This is a genomic window from Streptomyces sp. NPDC047022, assembly GCF_040644155.1.
In the GTDB taxonomy this organism is placed as follows: Bacteria; Actinomycetota; Actinomycetes; order Streptomycetales; family Streptomycetaceae; genus Streptomyces.
The window spans coordinates 22,895-39,461 of sequence record NZ_JBEYVV010000018.1; the positions used below are offsets into that span (position 1 = coordinate 22,895).

Below are 16,567 nucleotides of genomic sequence, written 5' to 3' on the forward strand. Positions count from 1 at the left end.
CATGCACTTCGCATTCGACGCGCGCACCGAGGAACTGCGCGCCAAGCTGCTCGCCTTCATGGACGAGCACGTCTACCCGGCGGAGGCCGTCGCCGAGGAGCAGCGGGCACGGCTGGCCTCGCCGTGGGACACCCCGGCGATCGTGGAGGAGCTGAAGGCCGAGGCCCGCCGCCAGGGCCTGTGGAACCTCTTCCTGCCGGACGCCGAGTACGGCGCCGGGCTGACCAACCTCCAGTACGCCCCGCTCGCCGAGATCACCGGCCGCTCCCCGCACCTCGCGCCCACCGCGACGAACTGCGCGGCGCCCGACACGGGCAACATGGAGGTGCTCGCGCAGTTCGGCGACGAGCAGCAGAAGAAGCAGTGGCTTCAGCCGCTGCTGGCCGGGGAGATCCGCTCCGCGTTCGCGATGACCGAGCCGGAGGTGGCCTCCTCGGACGCCACCAACATCACCACGCACATCGAGCGGGACGGCGACGAGTACGTCATCACCGGCCGCAAGTGGTACATCTCCGGGGCGATGAACCCGGACTGCAAGATCTTCATCGTGATGGGCAAGACGGACCCGGACGGCACCGACATCCGCCGTCAGCAGTCCATGGTGCTGGTCCCCCGCGACACGCCCGGTGTCCACGTCAAGCGTGCGATGCAGGTGTACGGCTACGAGGACCACTCCCACGGCGGTCACGCCGAGGTGGTCTTCGACCACGCGCGCGTGCCGGTGTCGAACCTGATCGGCGAGGAGGGCGGCGGCTTCGCCATCGCCCAGGCCCGTCTGGGTCCGGGCCGTATCCACCACTGCATGCGGCTGATCGGCATGGCGGAGCGGGCGATCGAGCTGATGTGCCGGCGGGCGGTGACACGGACGGCGTTCGGTAAGCCGCTGGCCCAGCAGGGTGTGGTGCAGAACTGGATCGCCGACGCCCGGGTGGCCGTGGAGCAGCTGCGGCTGCTGGTCCTCAAGACGGCGTGGATGATGGACACGGTCGGCAACAAGGGTGCCCACACCGAGATCCAGGCCATCAAGATCGCCACTCCGCGCACGGTCCTGGACATCCTCGACAACGCGGTCCAGCTGTACGGCGCGGGCGGCGTGAGCCAGGACTTCCCGCTGGCCGAGCTCTGGGCGGCTGCCCGGACGCTGAGGATCGCGGACGGACCCGACGAGGTGCACCAGCGGTCGCTGGCACGGCGGGAGCTGAAGAAGTACCTGTGAGCGCACGGGTGAGGGGCGGAGGCCCGGTCGGCCTCCGCCCCTCACCCTTGTGCGTCCTGTCCTACGGCCGCAGGGCGCGCAGCAGCAGGTCCGCCAGATGGTCGGCGACCTGCTGGGGAGAGAGCGGGCCACCCGGCCGGTACCACGTGGACAGATGGTGCACCGAGCCGAAGTGGTAGTCCACGACCAGGTCGGCGGGCGTGGCGTCGGAGAACACGCCCGTCTGCTGGCCCTCCTCGATCAGGGCGCGGAACCGCTCGTGGTAGCGGCGCCGCTCGGCGCGCACCTGCTTGAGCTTCTCCGGGCCGAGGTGGTGCATCGACCGGAAGAAGATCATCGCGTCGTCGAGGTTCTCGATCGTGGTGACCACGACATCCGCCGCCGCGCCCCGCAGCCGCTTCTCGACTGGCTCGTCAGCGTTCGCGAACGCGTCGAGGCGCTCCTGCTGGACGCGCAGCACACGCGCGTAGACCTCGTGCAGCAGATCGTCCTTGGACCCGAAGTAGTGATACAGGGCCCCCTTGGTGACACCCGCCGCCTCGACGATCTCCTGCACGGACGTGCGGTCGTAGCCCTGGTCGGCGAAGAGTCGGGTGGCGGCGGCCAGGAGCCGCTGCGGGACGGGTGTGCCGTCCCCGTCCGTCGTTCTGGGCACTGCCGCCACCTGCCTTTCCTCGATGACTGACTGCATGACTGCCGAAGCGTCGATGCCTATCCGGGCGTCTGCGTGCGTGAACGCAGTTCCCGACGAAGGATCTTCCCACTGGTCGTCTTGGGCAGATCGGGCAGGATCTCCACCTGACGCGGATATTTGTAGACGGCCAGTCTCTCCCTGCAGTACGCCGCCAGCTCCTCCGGGTCCGCCCGCGCGCCCGGCCGAAGGCTGATGTACGCCTTCACGGTCTCTCCGCGGTAGCCGTCCGGCAGCCCGACGACGGCCGCCTCGCGCACCGCGGGGTGGGTGTAGAGGACGTCCTCGACCTCGCGCGGCCACACCTTGAAGCCGGACGCGTTGATCATGTCCTTCTTGCGGTCGACGACATACAGCCAGCCCTGTTCGTCCATGAAGCCGATGTCGCCGGTCCGCAGCTCGCCGTCCGGGAAGGACTCGGCGGTGGCTTCCGGGCGCCGCCAGTAGCCGGGGACGACCTGCGGGCCCCGTACCACGATCTCGCCCTGCTCGCCGAACGGCACCTCCTCGCCCTGTTCGTCGAGGATGCGGACGACCGTGTCGGCTCCGGGCACCCCCACGGCCAGTGTCCCGGAGACCGGGTCCACGGGCGCCTCCCGGCTGCCCGGTACGGAGGCGCATGGGCCGGTGCACTCGGTCAGGCCGTAGCCGTTGCGGACGTACGGTCCGAAACCCGCCCGGAGCTTTTCCACCAGGGCGGGTGGCAGTGGCGCTCCGCCGGAGCTGATGCGCTCGAAGGAGGAGAAGTGCCCGGCGGTGGCACCTGGGTGGGCGGCCAGCGCCATGAAGGCGGTCGAAGGGCCGACGGTGTAGTGCGGGCGGTGCTCGGCGAACGCGTCGAGGACGACGCCCGGCTCGAAGCGGTAGGCGAGGACGAGGGTGCCCCCGCTGTTGAGACACGCCGTGAGCTGGCAGACCAGGCCGGTGATGTGGAACAGGGGTGCCAGCGCGAAGTACACGGGCGCGTCGGGCAGTGCGAGTCCCGTCCGCTGCCGCTCGGCGATGTACATGATGTTGGCGTGCGTGTTGGTGGCGCCCTTGGGGGTGCCGCTCGTGCCCGACGTGTAGCTGATGAGCGCGATGCCGGAAGTTTCCGGGTCGCGGCCCTCGGGCGCCGGGGTGCCCTGCCGGGCGACGGCCACGAGATCGTCGCAGTCGGCGGCCCGCTCCAGCCGTTCGAAGGTCAGCACGCGCGCGTCGTCGCGGGTCTGGAGGTCCAGCTCGCAGGCGGTGAGCACGATGCGGACGGCGGTGGCCGCGGCCGTGTCGCGCAGATACGTCTCCCAGGCACGGTCGGAGCACACCAGGGCGGTCACCTCGGCGTCCTGGAGGATGTGGGTGACCTCGCCCGACTTGTACATCGGGTTGACGGGCACCACGGTCGCGCCCGCCTTCCAGGCGCCGAGGAGGGCGAGCACGAAGTGCGGGGAGTTCTGCAGCAGGATCGCCACCCGGTCGCCGCGTTCCAGCCCGCGGGCGGCGAGGTGGCCGGCGACGGAGTCGGTCAGCTCCTCCAGTTCGGCGTAGGTGATCCGGCCGTCGAAGTAGGACAGGGCGATGCCCTCGGAGGGCGCCCGGCGCAGAGCGTGCACCAGCGAGTCAGGAGGGCTGACCGGGGCGCGCTGGACGTCGTCGAGCAGGGAGAGCCAGGGCTTGGCCGCATAGCGGGAAGCGGTCACCGAGCGCCCTCCCATGTCCGCTGGATGTGGTTCATGCCCTTCAGCCAGCGGTCCGGATCCGCGGCGCGCGCCTGGTAGTACCCGGCGACCTCGGGGTGCGGCAGGATCAGGAAACGGTCCTCCTCGATTCCCTTGAAAAGCGCGTCGGCGACGTCCTCCGGCTCGATCGCGTTCGGTGCGAGCACCAGTTCGCCTGCGCTGCCGGAGGCGGTCAGCATATCCGTGCGCACCCCTTGGGGGCAGATCGCGTGGACCTTGAGTCCGCGGTGGCGGTATGTCAGGGAGAGCCACTCGGCGAAGGCGTACGCGCCGTGCTTGGTGACGCTGTACGGTGCGGCGCCGATCATGGTGAGCAGTCCGGCGGCGGAGACGGTCGAGACGAACCGGCCGCTTCCGCGTTCCAGCCACCCGGGCACGAGGGCGTGGGCTGCGCGGACGTGCGCCATGACGTTCACGTCCCAGGCCTGGGCCCAGACCTCCTCCTCGGCGGCTTCCGTGCCGCCGGAGCCGAGGCCGGCGTTCGCGCAGTAGACGTCCACCCTGCCGCCGAGGGCGTCCATCGCCTCGGCGACGATCGCGGAGGCGTCGCCCGGCACCGCGGTGCCGCCTATCTCTTCGGCCACGGCATTGGCCCGGGCGGCGTCCAGGTCGTTGACGACGACGCGGGCGCCTTCGGCGGCGAAGCGGCGGGCCAGGGCGGCGCCGATGCCGCCTCCTGCGCCGGTGACGATCACTCCCGCATCCTGCACGGCTTCCATCGACGGTCTCCTTCGACGCGGATCGGGTCTGCTGCGCGGGTCAGACTAACCGGTCGGTATGTAGTCGGGGAAGGGGTTGCCTGCCGACGGTACGTTGCGATGTGCGGGCAGGTTGGGGGTTTTGCGCGGTTCCCCGCGCCCCGATTTAGGTGCGTTGTCGCCTGCGGGTGCGTTGGGGGTTTTGCGCGGTTCCCCGCGCCCCCATTGGGTACGTTGTCGCCTGCGGGTGCGTTGGGGGTATTGCGCGGTTCCCCGCGCCCCTGTCGGGTGCTTCTGCGGCTATGGCCAACTCTCGTCGTCAGCAGGACCATGCGTCCACGGTGTACCTCCGACTCGGGACAGGGGGTCTGTCATGGTGAGTGTGAGTCCCTACTGGGAGTTGACCTTCGACGCGGACGGGGACGTGGAGGGGGCGGAGCGCGATCGGCTGCTCGCGGGCGTGGGGCACGGCGTGCGGGATCTGCTGGTCTTCGCGCACGGCTGGAACAACGATCGCTCCGGCGCGACCGAGCTCTACAGCCGCTTCTTCGCCCCGGTGCCCTCGCTCGCACCGAAGGCGCGTCTGGGGTACGTGGGGGTGATCTGGCCGTCGATGATGTTCTCGGACGAGCCGATCCCCGATTTCCCGCGCTCGGTCGCTCCCGTGCCGCCGGGGCTGGACGAGAGCAGCCGGCGGGCGCTCCTGGACGTGTTCCCCGGACGCGCGACCGTGGTGGAGCAGATCGCGGAGCTGCTGGAACGGCGGCCGGACGGCACCGAGTCGCTGGAGGAGTTCGGGCGGCTCGTACGACTGCTCGTGGAGGTACCGCCGGAGGGACCGCAGGCCTCGTGCGCCGCGGACATGGCGGCGCCGGACGGGTCCGGGAGCGACCCGCTGATCCTGACCGGGGACACGGCACAGGTGTGCGGGGACTTCGCGCGGGCGCTGGAGGAGGTGGAGGCGCAGGGCGGGACCGAGGGGTTCTCGTTCACTCCGAAGGGGATGTGGGACGGGGCACGCGAACTGCTGCGGCAGGGCACCTACTACGCGATGAAGCGGCGCGCCGGCTCGGTCGGGGAGCATGGCCTGGGGCCGGTGATCGGGCAGCTCGCGCGGGTGGCTCCGGACGTGCGGGTGCATCTGGTCGGGCACAGCTTCGGCGGGCGGCTGGTGTCGTTCGCGCTTTCGGGTCTGCCCGACGGCGTGCGGACGGTGAAGTCCGTGACGCTGCTCCAGGGCGCCTTCTCGCACTACGCCTTCGCCGAGCGTCTGCCCGGCGACCCGCATACGAGCGGTGCTCTCGGCGGGCGGCAGCACCGCGTCGACGGCCCCGTGGCGTGCTGCTGGTCCCGGTTCGACTCGGCGCTCGGCACGCTGTACCCGCTGGCGTCGCGGATGTCCGGGGACGACCGGTCGATGACCGGTGAGGTCCAGTGCCTCGCGGAGGACTTCGGGATCGGGCAGCTCCTGGGAGCCAAGTGGGGCGCGATGGGGCACGACGGCGTGCAGTCGGTGGACGGCACCCGGGGCCTCGCGCTGGCCGACGCCCTGGCGGGAGGGCTGCCCTCGTCGGGCTGCGTCAACATCGACGCGTCCGCGGTGGTCTGCCATGGCGGTCCGCCGTCCGGGGCGCACAGCGACATCGTCCACCGGGAACTGGCGCAGGTGGTGCTGGCGGCGGGCCGGGTGAGCTGACCCGCCGCCGGCACGGTCCTCTACCGGTGCGACGTGTACTCCACCACTTGCTGGAACGTCGGCCGGTTCTGCCAGCTGATCTTGCCGTGCTTGATGCCGCCCAGGGTGCGCTGCACGATCGAGTCGGCGCACCACTGGTCGCCCGCCGAGCACTGGTCGTCGCCGGGATAGACCTGGGAGGCGGTCATGCCGGCGGCCTGCTTCAGCGTGCTGATCAGGATGTCCCGGCAGGCGCTGAGACTGCCACCGCCGCAGTACGTCTGCGCCAGCGCGCCCTGCACCTGCTCACCCAGCACCGTCCGGATGTCCTTGTCGACATAGCTCCACCAGCCGAACTGGAAGGCGCTTCCGGCGTGCGATCCGGTCGGGCCGTGCGCGGCCGACGGTGACTCGTCGATCGGGAGGTCGTTGCCGAAGGCCGTGTAGAGGTCGTTGCCGAGGCCGGGCTGGAACTCGGCCTTCACCAGCAGCGGCCACCAGGCATCCAGGATGCGGATCGCGTCGGCGTCGGCGTAGGTCTTGGAACCGGCCGTGGTCTCCGTACGCTTGGCGCCGTCCGACACCCACGTCGACAGCTTGCTCACCGCCGCCGCGGCTGTGGGGTCCGTGACCGTCGAGCTGTTCACGACCTTCAGCAGGTCGGGCAGTACGTCCTCGGACCGTAGATCGGCGAGAGCCGCGTCCGCCATGGCCTTCACCAAAGAAGTCCGGGTCACGTCTCCGGCCGCCACCAGCTTCTTGACCCGGTCCTCGAGCAGATTGCCGCGGTGCACCGAGCCGTCGCCCCAGGACGCGGTCGTGTAGTCCTTGGCCTGCTTGTTGTTCCAGGAGATGTAGTAGTCCTGGTCGATCGAGTTGGGATGCTGCGACGGGGGCGTGTAGTCGGCGTTGTTCGTCGCCGGGTCCCAGTTCTTCCACTCGTACGCCGGCTGCGCCCACACCGGGAACTCCGCGTCGACGCCGTCGGCGCGCACCGGGTTGTCGCCGCTGTTGTAGTACGCGGTGTGCTGGGAGTCGGCGTAGAACCAGTTGAACGTGTAGTTGATGTGCTGGACCGCGCTCTGGAAGTCCTGCGGGCCCTTGACGTAGTCGGGGTCGTTCAGCATCTGGAAGCCGATGATCGAGTCGGCCTCGTGCAGATAGGACGAGCGCAGGGTGGTGTAGGCGACCTTCTTGCCGCCGACGGTGGCGCGGTACTCCACGGGCCCGTACTTGGTGCGCCAGACCCTCATCGTGTACGAACCGGCCGCGGTCGAGTCGGCCAGCGTCGGCGACCAGGAGTTCTTCTGCTCGATCTTGTCCATGGCCGTACAGGTGCCGTGATAGAGGTAGTGGTAGTCGTCCTGGCACAGTTCGACCGCGTAGGTGTCGATGATGTCCTGGCCGGACGTGGTGGCGCTCCACGAGTAGTCCTGGCCGCGGCCCAGTTCGACATACATGCTCAGGCCCGCGAAGGACGCGCCGCGTGCGCTGATGCCCGGCCCCTGGATCTCCTGGAGCATCAGCAGCTGGGGCGCGAAGTAGCCGGTCTGGGGTCCGAACACGGCGATCGGGTGGCCGCTCGCGGTGTACTTGCCGCTCACCACGAGGGCGTTGGACATACCGCGCCGGGCGGAGGTGAGGGCGGTGCTCGTGGCGGTCTTCGAGGCGTTGGTGGCGCTCGAGCTGCCGGCGCTGCCGGTGCGGTCGTAGACGAGCGGTTCCGAGGTCACGGAACCGGCGTCGGGCAGCGCCTCGCCCTGCTGGTTGTCCGGCTTCGAGGCGTACGGGAAACTGCGGCCGTCATGGACGGTGAGGACGGCCTCGGGGTCGTTGCGCTCGCGGAAGGACTCCCAGACCCTGGTGCCCTGCGCCACCCCGTATCTGGACTGCGCGGCGAGCAGGGAGATCGCGTTGTTGACCTCACCGCCGCCGCCGGACCCGAAGAGCGAGCCGATGACCGCGGCGAGCGCCACCAGGTCGGTGGGCTTGAAGTGGTCGATGGTGCCGGCGTTGGTGATGGCGTCCTTGTGGCCGGTCAGGTCGTACTCGCCGGGGAAGTAGCGTCCGCTGTCGGAGGCGTCGATGTAGGCGTTGATGCCCGCGACGTAGGCGTTGACGTCGCCGAGGGCCTGCTGGCCCCGGTCGCCCGCCGAGGCCACCGCGTGGTCGATCTGCGCCTGGAGATCGGCTTCGGTGTAGGGGGCGTTGCGCCAGAACTCCTGCTCGAGGCCCTGGTTGGCGGCGGCGCCGCCCGCGAAGGACGTGAGCTGGCCGCGTCCGACGTGGCGGAAGACGTCCATCAGCCACAGCCGGTCCTCGGCGGCGGCGTACCCTGCGCCGAACTCGGTGCCGTACCTGGTGGTACCGGTGATGTGCGGAACGCCCGACTTCTTGTCACGGACGATCGTCACATCACTGCGGCCCGCGGGTTTCTCGGTGGAGGCGACCTGGGTGGAGGGTACGCCGAACGACGCGTCGTTGAAGAAGTCGTTGATCTTCGCATCGGTGAGCGAGGAATAGCCCGTCGCCAGATTGGCATAGGTGCCGAGCTGGTCCTCGGCATGACCCGGCTGGGTACCGAAGGCCTGGTTGAGCAGGATCTGGGCGAGGGTGGCGTTGCCGTTCTCGCCGGGCGGGAGGATGTCCGAACACTGGCCGCCGCAGTAGTCGTTGGCGGCCGTCGATGTTGTGGCGCCCACCGCCTCGGCGGTGCCCGCGGCGGCCGGGGACAAGAGACCGGCGACGAGCACGCATATCGAAGCGGTCTTGAGGAACTTGGGGAATCTGCGAGGAGTTCTCAGTCTGTCGAGGGTGGTGCGTGGGGTGCGCTGTGGCATGGCAGCTCCTCCCGACGTTGGTGGGCGGGATGTTACCGCCGGTATGGCCGAGATTGAACATGAGCATGCGTCAACTTTTTCCAGGATCAACGGTGTTGCACCGGGAGGACGATCCCGAAAACGGATGGAGCCGATCCGCTTGTCGATACGTCTATTCGGCGACGTCCCTACGACGACGCCGAAGTGACCGCAGAACAGATGCAGGTGTGACGGAGGTGCAGGGCGATGGCCGGTTTCCGGAGTCTGGCGAGACAGGTGCGCGATCCGAGGTGCGATCTGGCACTTCGGCGCTACTCACTGCGCAAGTGCCTCGAGAAGTTCGCCCCCTACGGGCATCGGGCGACATGGGACCATCTGTGCTCCCGGGCCGGTTTCGGCCCGGAGGACCGGTCCCCCGACCCAGCGCGGCTCGTGGCCGCACTGGTCGAACTGGAGGAGGCCCGCTCCGTCTGGCTCGCCTACGAGGCGGACTTCACGCAGCGCCGCAGGAAGGAGAAGCACGACGGATTGCGCAGGCCGGGCAGTGTGGACGACTGGCACCGGCTGACCTGGGGAGGTTTCGGGGTCGCATGGTGCGACGACCCGCGCGTCCATCCGCATGAGCCGCTGGCCGAGGTGCTGCGCCAGCTCATCGCGGCACTGGAGCGTGAACCGGGCGCGGTCTGCCCGGTGTGCGCCGGGGGGCGCCTTGTCTGGAACGACGAACTGGCCCATGAGCCGTCATCGGGTCCGGTGTGCGCGGACTGCGGCATCGTGGTTCCGGCTCCCGTGCTGACGCCCGACGCCCTGGCGGAGGCCAGGCGGGCACGGATGCTGGTCTCGGTGTGACGAAGAGGAGCGTGGGGGTGTGGGGGTGCGCCGGGGATGCCGTGCCCCCTTTGCCGATGAACCGCGGGACCAGCGAGTGACAGGACGCCGGTCCGTCCGGGCAGAACCTGCCTGAGGGACTGCCGGCTGCTCAGCAGGATCAACAGCAGCCGTCCGCCCTCTCCCCCGGACCACGGGTCACCTTCCGGCGGTCACCGCCGCGCTCCACCATCAGACGCGAGCCCGACCGCTGTGCGCCGACGGTGTCGTCCGGGTTGGACAGCACGCATGTCTCCAGGGAGAGACAGCCACAGGCGATGCAGTCCGTGAGGTGGTCGCGGAGGCGGCTGAGCTGGCTGATGCGCTCGTCGAGTTCGGAGCGCCAGGCCGCGGAGAGCCGGGCCCAGTCCTCATGGGTCGGGGTCCGCTCCTGGGGCAGTTCGGCGAGCGCCGCACGGATGGTGGCCAGCGGGATACCCACTCGTTGCGCGGCGCGCACGAAGGCGACCCGGCGCAGCGCGTCACGCTGGTAGCGGCGCTGGTTGCCCGCGGTGCGGCGACTGCTGATCAAGCCCTTGGACTCGTAGAAGTGCAGAGCGGAGACGGCGGCCCCGCTGCGCGCGGACAACTGGCCGACGGTCAGCTCGTGGATCTTCTCGGGGATCTGTGGCACCCCTCAGACCCTACCGACCGCGCCACGCGCCCGGTCCGTTGACATAGTCGGCGCACCGGACCATGCTAAGCAGTTGCTTAGGGTTGTTGACTTCGTGATGCGAGAGGCCGGGAACATGGCAGAGCCGAGGACCTTCACGTCCGCCGACGAGCTCAAGGCTGCGGTGGGTGAGCAGCTGGGGTACACCGACTGGCTGGAGATCGACCAGAAGCGGATCGACCTTTTCGCGGAGGCCACGGGCGACCACCAGTGGATCCATGTGGACCCGGAGAAGGCCGCCGCGGGCCCCTTCAAGAAGACCATCGCGCACGGCTACCTCACGCTGTCGCTGCTCCCGCTCTTCGGGCCCCAGCTGATGCGCGTCGAGGGCGTGAAGATGGGCGTCAACTACGGGACCAACAAGGTCCGCTTCCCCTCCCCGGTGCCGGTCGGTTCCCGGCTGCGCGCCACCGCGAAGGTGACGGGCGTGGAGGACGTGCAGGGCGGGGTGCAGGTGTCCGTGGCCTTCACCGTGGAGCGCGATGGCGGCGACAAGCCGGTGTGCGTGGCCGAGTCGGTGGCGCGCTACTACTTCTGAGCACCCGAGCATCGTCGCGGCCCTGGGGTCTTTCGTTTGGATCAGGCCGGATCAGGGAGCGGGGTCTGATCCAAACGAAAGACCCTGGAGGCGCTGGTCGCGCACCCCCACCATGCGCAGCACGAGGTCGGCGTAGAGCGCGCCGACCTCGTCGGGGGTGCGGGCTCCGTCGGCCTTGAACCAGCGGGCCACGTCGATGCACAGCGAGAGCACGGCGAGGGTGGTGCCGCGCACATCGGGCACGTCGAACTCGCCGGCCGCCACCCCGTCCTCGATGATCCCGCGCGTCTCGGCGTCGACCTGGTGGCGCAGGGCGACGATCTCGGCCCGCGACTCGGGACCGAGCGCGTCCAGTTCGTACTGCACGACCCGCGCGACGGTGTGCTGTGCCGCGTGCCAGCGCACGAAGGAGCTCACGGCGTCGGCGAGCCGCTCGGCCGCGCTGCCCTCGCCGCGCGCCGCGGTGCGCAGGATGTCGAGCGCCTTCTCGTGCCCGATCCGGCTGATGCGGTGCAGCAGCTCTTCCTTGGTCTTGTAGTGGATGTAGAGCGCGGCCGGGCTCATGCCCGCGCGGCCCGCGATGTCCCGCGTCGTCGTGGCGTGGTAGCCGCGCTCGGCGAAGGCGGCCACGGCGGCGACCAGCAGCCGCCGGGCCGCATCCGGGCTGACCTCGCCCCACGGCTGCATCTCGCCGCCGGCCGTCTCCTCCGCCGTACTCATCGCTCGCCCCTTCCCACGCCAGGACGAACACCATACCCCTGAAGCTGAGCGAGCGCTTAGTCCACTCGCTCAGCCGGGGGCGAAACATTCAGAACGCCGAGACCCCCGTCAGCGCGCGGCCGATGACCAGTTTCTGTATCTGGCTCGTGCCCTCATAGAGGGTCATCACGCGGGCGTCGCGCAGGAGTTTGCCGGCCGGGTACTCGTCGATGTAGCCATAGCCGCCGAACACCTGGAGGGCGTTGTTCGCGGCACGGACGGCGGCCTCCGAGGCGAAGAGCTTGGCCTTGGAGGACTCGACGGCGAACGGCTGGCCGCGGTCGACCAGATCGGCGACCCGCCAGGTCAGCAGCCGTGCCGCGTCCACGTCCACGGCGATGTCGCTGATGAGTTCCTGGACGAGCTGGTGGTGGGCGATCGTCTTGCCGAACTGCTCACGTTCCGTGGCGTACCGCACCGCCACGTCCAGGGCCGCCCGGGCGATGCCGACACATCCCGCCGCGACCGACATGCGCCCCTTGGCGAGCGCCGAGAGGGCGACGGAGAATCCCTTGCCCTCGGGCCCCAGCATCGCGGAAGCGGGCACCCGGACGTCCTCCAGGACCAGTTCGGCGGTGGTCTGTCCGCGCAGGCCGAGCTTGCCGTGGATGGCGCGGCGGGTCAGCCCGGGGGTGTCGGTCGGCACGACGAAGGCGGAGACGCCCTTGTGGCCGGGGGCGTCCGTGGAGCGGGCGAACACGAGCGCCACGTCGGCCCACATGCCGTTCGTGATGAACATCTTGGCACCGTTGATCACGTAGTCGCCGCCGTCGCGGACGGCACGGGTGACGAGGTTGCCCGCGTCGGAGCCGGTGCCCGGCTCGGTGAGCCCGAAGCAGCCTACGTACTCGCCGGAGGTGAGCCCGGGCAGCCAGCGCCGCTTCTGCTCCTCGTTCCCCCATGCGGCGATCGTCTTGGCGACGAGCCCCAGCGAGACGGAGACGATCCCGCGGACGGACGAGTCCCCCCGGCCCAGCTCCTCGGTGACCAGGCAGTACGCAAGGTGGTCACCGCCCGAGCCGCCGTACTCCTCGTCGATGGTGAGACCCAGGAAGCCCACCTCGCCCAGCTTCTTGACGAGGGACCGGTCCACTTCCTCGGCCCGGTCCCAGGCCACCACGTGCGGGGCGACCTCGCGTGCCACGAAGTCCTCGGCCAGCCGCCGGACCGCCGTCTGCTCCTCGCTCAGCTCCAGGTTCACGACGCCTCACCTCAGACAGAGTGATTGAAATCCACACATTTAAATTAACACTGCTAGTTTCCAGTGCGCAGCCCTACTATGTGCGCCATGGCCCGACCGCACAAGCCCCTCCTCAGCATCGACCGCATCGTCGCCACGGCACGGGACCTGGTGGACGCGGAGGGCCTCGCGGCCGTCTCCACCCGCCGCCTCGCCGCGGAACTCGGGGTGAGCGGCCCGTCCCTCTACAACCACTTCCGCACGAAGGACCAGATCCTGGAAGCGGTGGCCGACTCGGTCAGCGCCCAGGTCGACCTGTCGATGTTCGAGGACTGCCGGAACTGGCGGACCGCGCTCCACGACTGGGCGGTCTCCTACCGGGCGGCGCTGCGCGACCACCCCAACATCGTGCCGGTGCTGGCCCGCGGCCCCGGCCGCCGCCCGGCCGGACTGCGCCTCGCGGACGCCGTCTACGGCGCGATGGTCGACGCGGGCTGGCCGCCCGCGCAGGCCACCTCCATCGGCGCGCTGATGCGGTACTTCGTCCTGGGGTCCGCGCTCGGCTCGTTCGCGGGCGGATTCGTCGACGACGAGGGGGCCTACGACCCTGCCGACTACCCCCACCTCGGCCAGGCCCACCTCCTCGCCGAGCAGCAGAGGAAGATCGACGAGCGGGCCTTCGAGACGGGACTCACGGCGCTGCTCGACGGGCTTGAACAACAGTTCGCACAGGCGGGACGTTCCGCGTAGGGCGGCGGAGCCCCCGGGCGTCCGGCACACTTCGGCGGGCGCCGAACGGTCCGTCCCCCATGCTGGACGCATGACGGGACGGAAGGATCTCCGCGTGACCGGGCTCTCCGGGCTCGCCCGGCTGCTGGCCGACGAGACGCGCGCCGCGTGCCTGCTGGCCCTGCTCGACGGCCGGGCCTGGACCGCCGGTGAACTGGCACGGCACACCGGCGTCGCGGCGTCGACGCTGAGTGAGCACCTGGGCAAGCTGGTGGCGGGCGGGCTGCTGTCGGAGGAGCGGCAGGGACGGCACCGGTATGTGCGCCTGGCCGACGCCCGGGTCGCTCAGCTGATCGAGGATCTGGCAGCGCAGGTCGCCCCGGGCGGCGAGGCGGTACGCCCGCGCACACTGCGGGAGGCGAGCGCCGGTTCCGCGATGGCGCACGGCCGCACCTGCTACGACCACCTCGCCGGACGGCTGGGCATCACCGTCACCGACGCCCTGGCCGGGCGCGGGCTGCTTCGCCAGGACACCGGATTCGCGCTCACGGACGCGGGCCTCGCATGGTTCGAGGCGGCCGGGATCGGGTTGCGGCACTCGGGCCGCCGCCCGCTGGCCCGCGCCTGTCTGGACTGGACCGAGCGCCGTCCCCATCTCGCGGGCGTGGCGGGCGCCGCCCTGTGCCGGCACGCCCTGGACGCGGGCTGGTGCGTGCGCATCGGCTCCGAACGGGCCGTGAAGGTCACGCCGGCCGGCGAGCGCGCCCTTTCCGAACTGCTGGGCATCGAGGCGAAGGCTCTGCGCTGAGCCCGAGGCGTCCAGCCCTCGCCGTCCGATTCCCGCGAGTACTCCTGCCCGGTCCCCTCCACCCTGGTCTTTGTCCCCCGACCCTGTCCCACCTCGTATCCGGGAGCATGATGCGCACTCCTCCATCCCGTCTGGCCGCGGGCGCGGCCCTGGTCTCCGTGCTGCTGTGGGCCTCCGCCTTCGTCTCGATCCGCAGCGCGGGCGCGGCGTACTCACCGGGCGCACTGGCACTCGGACGGCTGCTGGCCGGATCCCTGACGCTGGGGGTGTTCTGTCTCGTACGGCGGGAGGGGCCCCCACCACGGTCGGCATGGCGTGGCATCGCGATATCCGGGCTGCTGTGGTTCGGCTTCTACATGGTGGTTCTCAACTGGGGTGAGCGGCAGGTGGACGCCGGGACCGCCGCGCTGGTGGTCAACATCGGGCCGATCCTGATCGCGCTGCTGAGTTCGCGGCTGCTGGGCGACGCGATGCCTCCGCGGCTGCTCACGGGGATGGCGGTGTCGTTCGCGGGCGCCGTGACCGTGGGCGTGTCGATGTCGGGGGACGGCGGCTCGTCCGTGCTCGGGGTGGCGCTGTGCGTGCTCGCCGCGATGGCGTACGCCTCCGGAGTCGTCGCCCAGAAGCCGGCTCTGCGCACGGCGAGCGCACTGCAGGTGACGACGTTCGGGTGCCTCGTCGGCGCGGTCGCCTGTCTGCCGTTCGCCGGACAGCTGGTCCACGACGCGGCCGGCGCCCCGCTGTCCGCCACGCTCAACATGGTGTACCTGGGCGTTTTCCCGACCGCGCTCGCGTTCACGACCTGGGCGTACGCCCTGGCCCGTACGACCGCGAGCCGTATGGGCGCGACGACGTACGCCGTGCCCGCGCTGGTCGTCCTGATGTCCTGGCTGTTCCTCGGCGAGGTGCCCGGGCTGCTGACGCTCGGGGGCGGTGCGCTGTGCCTGGCGGGTGTGGCGGTGTCGCGGTCCCGGCCGCGACGGGCCCCGGTCCTGGAGCCCGCCCCGGCACCACGTGCTTAATGCCCAGTGCCCACTGCCCAGTGCCGCGGCAGGAAACGTCTGCACGGGGCGAACGTTGCCTGTTGCGGCGCCGGGGTTCGTCCGAAAGACGCTAGAAGACCACCAGGGCCCTGCCACCCTTGCCCGCGATCATGTTCCCGAACGCCTCCGGGATCTGCTCCAGCGTGATCCGCTCCGTGACGAGGGAGTCCAGGTCCAGGCGCCCGGACCGCACATGCTCGGCGAGCACAGGGATGTCCTCGGACGGGTTCGAGTTGCCGAAGACGCAGCCGGAGAGCGTGCGCCCCCAGTGGAAGAGCTCCAGGCCGTTGAACGCGACCTGCTGGTCCTTGCCGCCGATCCCGACGACCGTCGTACGGCCACCGCGCCGCGTGGAGTCCCACGCGGCGCGGATCGAGACGGCCCGTCCGGCGCATTCCACGGCCACGTCGACACCCTGCTTGTCCGTGAGTCCGCGGATCTCACGGGGCGTGGTGCCGGAGGCGAGCAGGAAGTCCGTCGCGCCCGCCCGCCGCGCCAGTTCCTCCTTCTCGGGGGACACATCCACGGCGATGATCCGCTCCGCGCCCGCGATCCGCGCGGACTGGAGCGTCGCGAGGCCGACGCCGCCGACGCCGAACACCGCCATGGTCTCCCCCGGCCGTACCTTCGCCGAGTGGTGCACCGCCCCGTATCCCGTGAGCACGGCGCAGCCCAGCACGGCCGCGTCGGTCAGCGGAATCCCCGCGGGCATCGGCAGCACACAGGACGCGGGCACCACCGTCTCCTCGGCGAAGGCGGCCACGTTCAGGCCGGGATACAGGTCGGTGCCGTCGTCGGCGCGGCGGGCGTACACCTCACCCGAGCCGCTCAGCGCGTTGACGCACAGCCACACCTCGCCCAGCGCACAGAGATGGCAACTTCCGCAGGAGGGAGCCCAGTTCAGTACCACGGGGTCACCCGGCGCGACATGGGCGACGCCGTCGCCCACGGCGACCACGGTGCCCGCGCCCTCATGGCCGAGGACCGCGGGCAGCGGCACGTTCATGGTGCCGTCGGAGAGCGACAGATCGGAGTGGCAGACCCCGGCGGCGGCCAGCCGGACGCGGACCTGGCCGGGTCCGGGCTCGGGGAGTTCGATGTCGGTGACCTCCAGCGGGGCACCGATGGCGGGCACAACAGCGGCACGGACCAT

At 70.4% G+C, this 16,567-nt stretch carries 15 protein-coding genes; 7 read left to right on the forward strand and 8 right to left on the reverse strand.

From position 1 onward, the window contains the following. The first annotated feature begins 1 nt into the window (after position 1). A complete protein-coding gene (locus ABZ845_RS19695) occupies positions 2-1,216 on the forward strand; it encodes an acyl-CoA dehydrogenase family protein (RefSeq protein ID WP_360981131.1) in 1,215 nt (404 codons plus the stop codon). A gap of 61 nt (positions 1,217-1,277) precedes the next feature. Here the strand turns inward: ABZ845_RS19695 and ABZ845_RS19700 are convergent, their stop codons facing one another. From ABZ845_RS19700 to ABZ845_RS19710, 3 genes are read right to left on the reverse strand one after another with little or no spacing between them, the layout of a single operon-like run. Next, positions 1,278-1,871, reverse strand: coding sequence for a TetR/AcrR family transcriptional regulator (locus ABZ845_RS19700; protein ID WP_360981134.1), 594 nt, complete (start codon positions 1,869-1,871; stop codon positions 1,278-1,280). 56 nt (positions 1,872-1,927) lie between these two features. Continuing rightward, positions 1,928-3,586, reverse strand: coding sequence for an AMP-binding protein (locus ABZ845_RS19705; RefSeq protein WP_360981137.1), 1,659 nt, complete (start codon positions 3,584-3,586; stop codon positions 1,928-1,930). Then, the gene (locus ABZ845_RS19710) at positions 3,583-4,344 is read right to left on the reverse strand and encodes an SDR family oxidoreductase (protein ID WP_360981140.1); all 762 of its coding nucleotides are present in this window, start codon (positions 4,342-4,344) and stop codon (positions 3,583-3,585) included. Before ABZ845_RS19710 ends, ABZ845_RS19705 begins: the two co-directional genes overlap by 4 nt. Before the next feature lie 352 nt (positions 4,345-4,696). Between ABZ845_RS19710 and ABZ845_RS19715 the strand changes: the two genes are divergently transcribed. Next, positions 4,697-6,019: a serine-threonine protein kinase gene (locus tag ABZ845_RS19715; protein ID WP_360981143.1), complete on the forward strand. Its 1,323-nt coding sequence runs from the start codon at positions 4,697-4,699 to the stop codon at positions 6,017-6,019. A gap of 20 nt (positions 6,020-6,039) precedes the next feature. On the opposite strand, the gene ABZ845_RS19720 is transcribed toward ABZ845_RS19715, so the two are convergent. Further along, entirely contained in the window at positions 6,040-8,838 is a 2,799-nt protein-coding gene (locus ABZ845_RS19720) for a penicillin acylase family protein (RefSeq protein ID WP_360981147.1), read from the reverse strand. 225 nt (positions 8,839-9,063) lie between these two features. Here ABZ845_RS19720 and ABZ845_RS19725 point away from each other — a divergent pair, with 225 nt between their 5' ends. After that, positions 9,064-9,666, forward strand: a complete 603-nt coding sequence (locus ABZ845_RS19725) for a hypothetical protein (protein ID WP_360981150.1) — start codon at positions 9,064-9,066, stop codon at positions 9,664-9,666. A 139-nt stretch (positions 9,667-9,805) separates the two neighbouring features. Here the strand turns inward: ABZ845_RS19725 and soxR are convergent, their stop codons facing one another. After that, the gene (gene soxR, locus ABZ845_RS19730) at positions 9,806-10,318 is read right to left on the reverse strand and encodes a redox-sensitive transcriptional activator SoxR (protein WP_360981153.1); all 513 of its coding nucleotides are present in this window, start codon (positions 10,316-10,318) and stop codon (positions 9,806-9,808) included. Positions 10,319-10,433: 115 nt separating this feature from the next. Between soxR and ABZ845_RS19735 the strand changes: the two genes are divergently transcribed. Further along, on the forward strand, positions 10,434-10,895 hold the full coding sequence (locus ABZ845_RS19735) for a MaoC family dehydratase (protein ID WP_360981156.1): 462 nt from the start codon (positions 10,434-10,436) through the stop codon (positions 10,893-10,895). Between the two features lie 51 nt (positions 10,896-10,946). On the opposite strand, the gene ABZ845_RS19740 is transcribed toward ABZ845_RS19735, so the two are convergent. After that, positions 10,947-11,615, reverse strand: a complete 669-nt coding sequence (locus tag ABZ845_RS19740; protein WP_360981159.1) for a TetR/AcrR family transcriptional regulator — start codon at positions 11,613-11,615, stop codon at positions 10,947-10,949. Between the two features lie 88 nt (positions 11,616-11,703). Beyond that, positions 11,704-12,855: an acyl-CoA dehydrogenase family protein gene (locus tag ABZ845_RS19745; protein ID WP_360981162.1), complete on the reverse strand. Its 1,152-nt coding sequence runs from the start codon at positions 12,853-12,855 to the stop codon at positions 11,704-11,706. An 87-nt stretch (positions 12,856-12,942) separates the two neighbouring features. Here ABZ845_RS19745 and ABZ845_RS19750 point away from each other — a divergent pair, with 87 nt between their 5' ends. The 3 genes from ABZ845_RS19750 (at position 12,943) to ABZ845_RS19760 (ending at position 15,393) form a co-directional block, all read left to right on the forward strand. After that, positions 12,943-13,584 (forward strand): TetR/AcrR family transcriptional regulator, encoded by a 642-nt coding sequence (locus ABZ845_RS19750; protein ID WP_360981165.1) that lies wholly within the window; start codon positions 12,943-12,945, stop codon positions 13,582-13,584. A gap of 70 nt (positions 13,585-13,654) precedes the next feature. Further along, the gene (locus ABZ845_RS19755) at positions 13,655-14,371 is read left to right on the forward strand and encodes a winged helix-turn-helix domain-containing protein (protein ID WP_360981168.1); all 717 of its coding nucleotides are present in this window, start codon (positions 13,655-13,657) and stop codon (positions 14,369-14,371) included. A gap of 110 nt (positions 14,372-14,481) precedes the next feature. Beyond that, the gene (locus ABZ845_RS19760; protein WP_360981171.1) at positions 14,482-15,393 is read left to right on the forward strand and encodes a DMT family transporter; all 912 of its coding nucleotides are present in this window, start codon (positions 14,482-14,484) and stop codon (positions 15,391-15,393) included. A 91-nt stretch (positions 15,394-15,484) separates the two neighbouring features. Here ABZ845_RS19760 and ABZ845_RS19765 read toward each other — a convergent pair whose 3' ends face one another. Beyond that, positions 15,485-16,567 (reverse strand): Zn-dependent alcohol dehydrogenase, encoded by a 1,083-nt coding sequence (locus tag ABZ845_RS19765; protein WP_360981174.1) that lies wholly within the window; start codon positions 16,565-16,567, stop codon positions 15,485-15,487.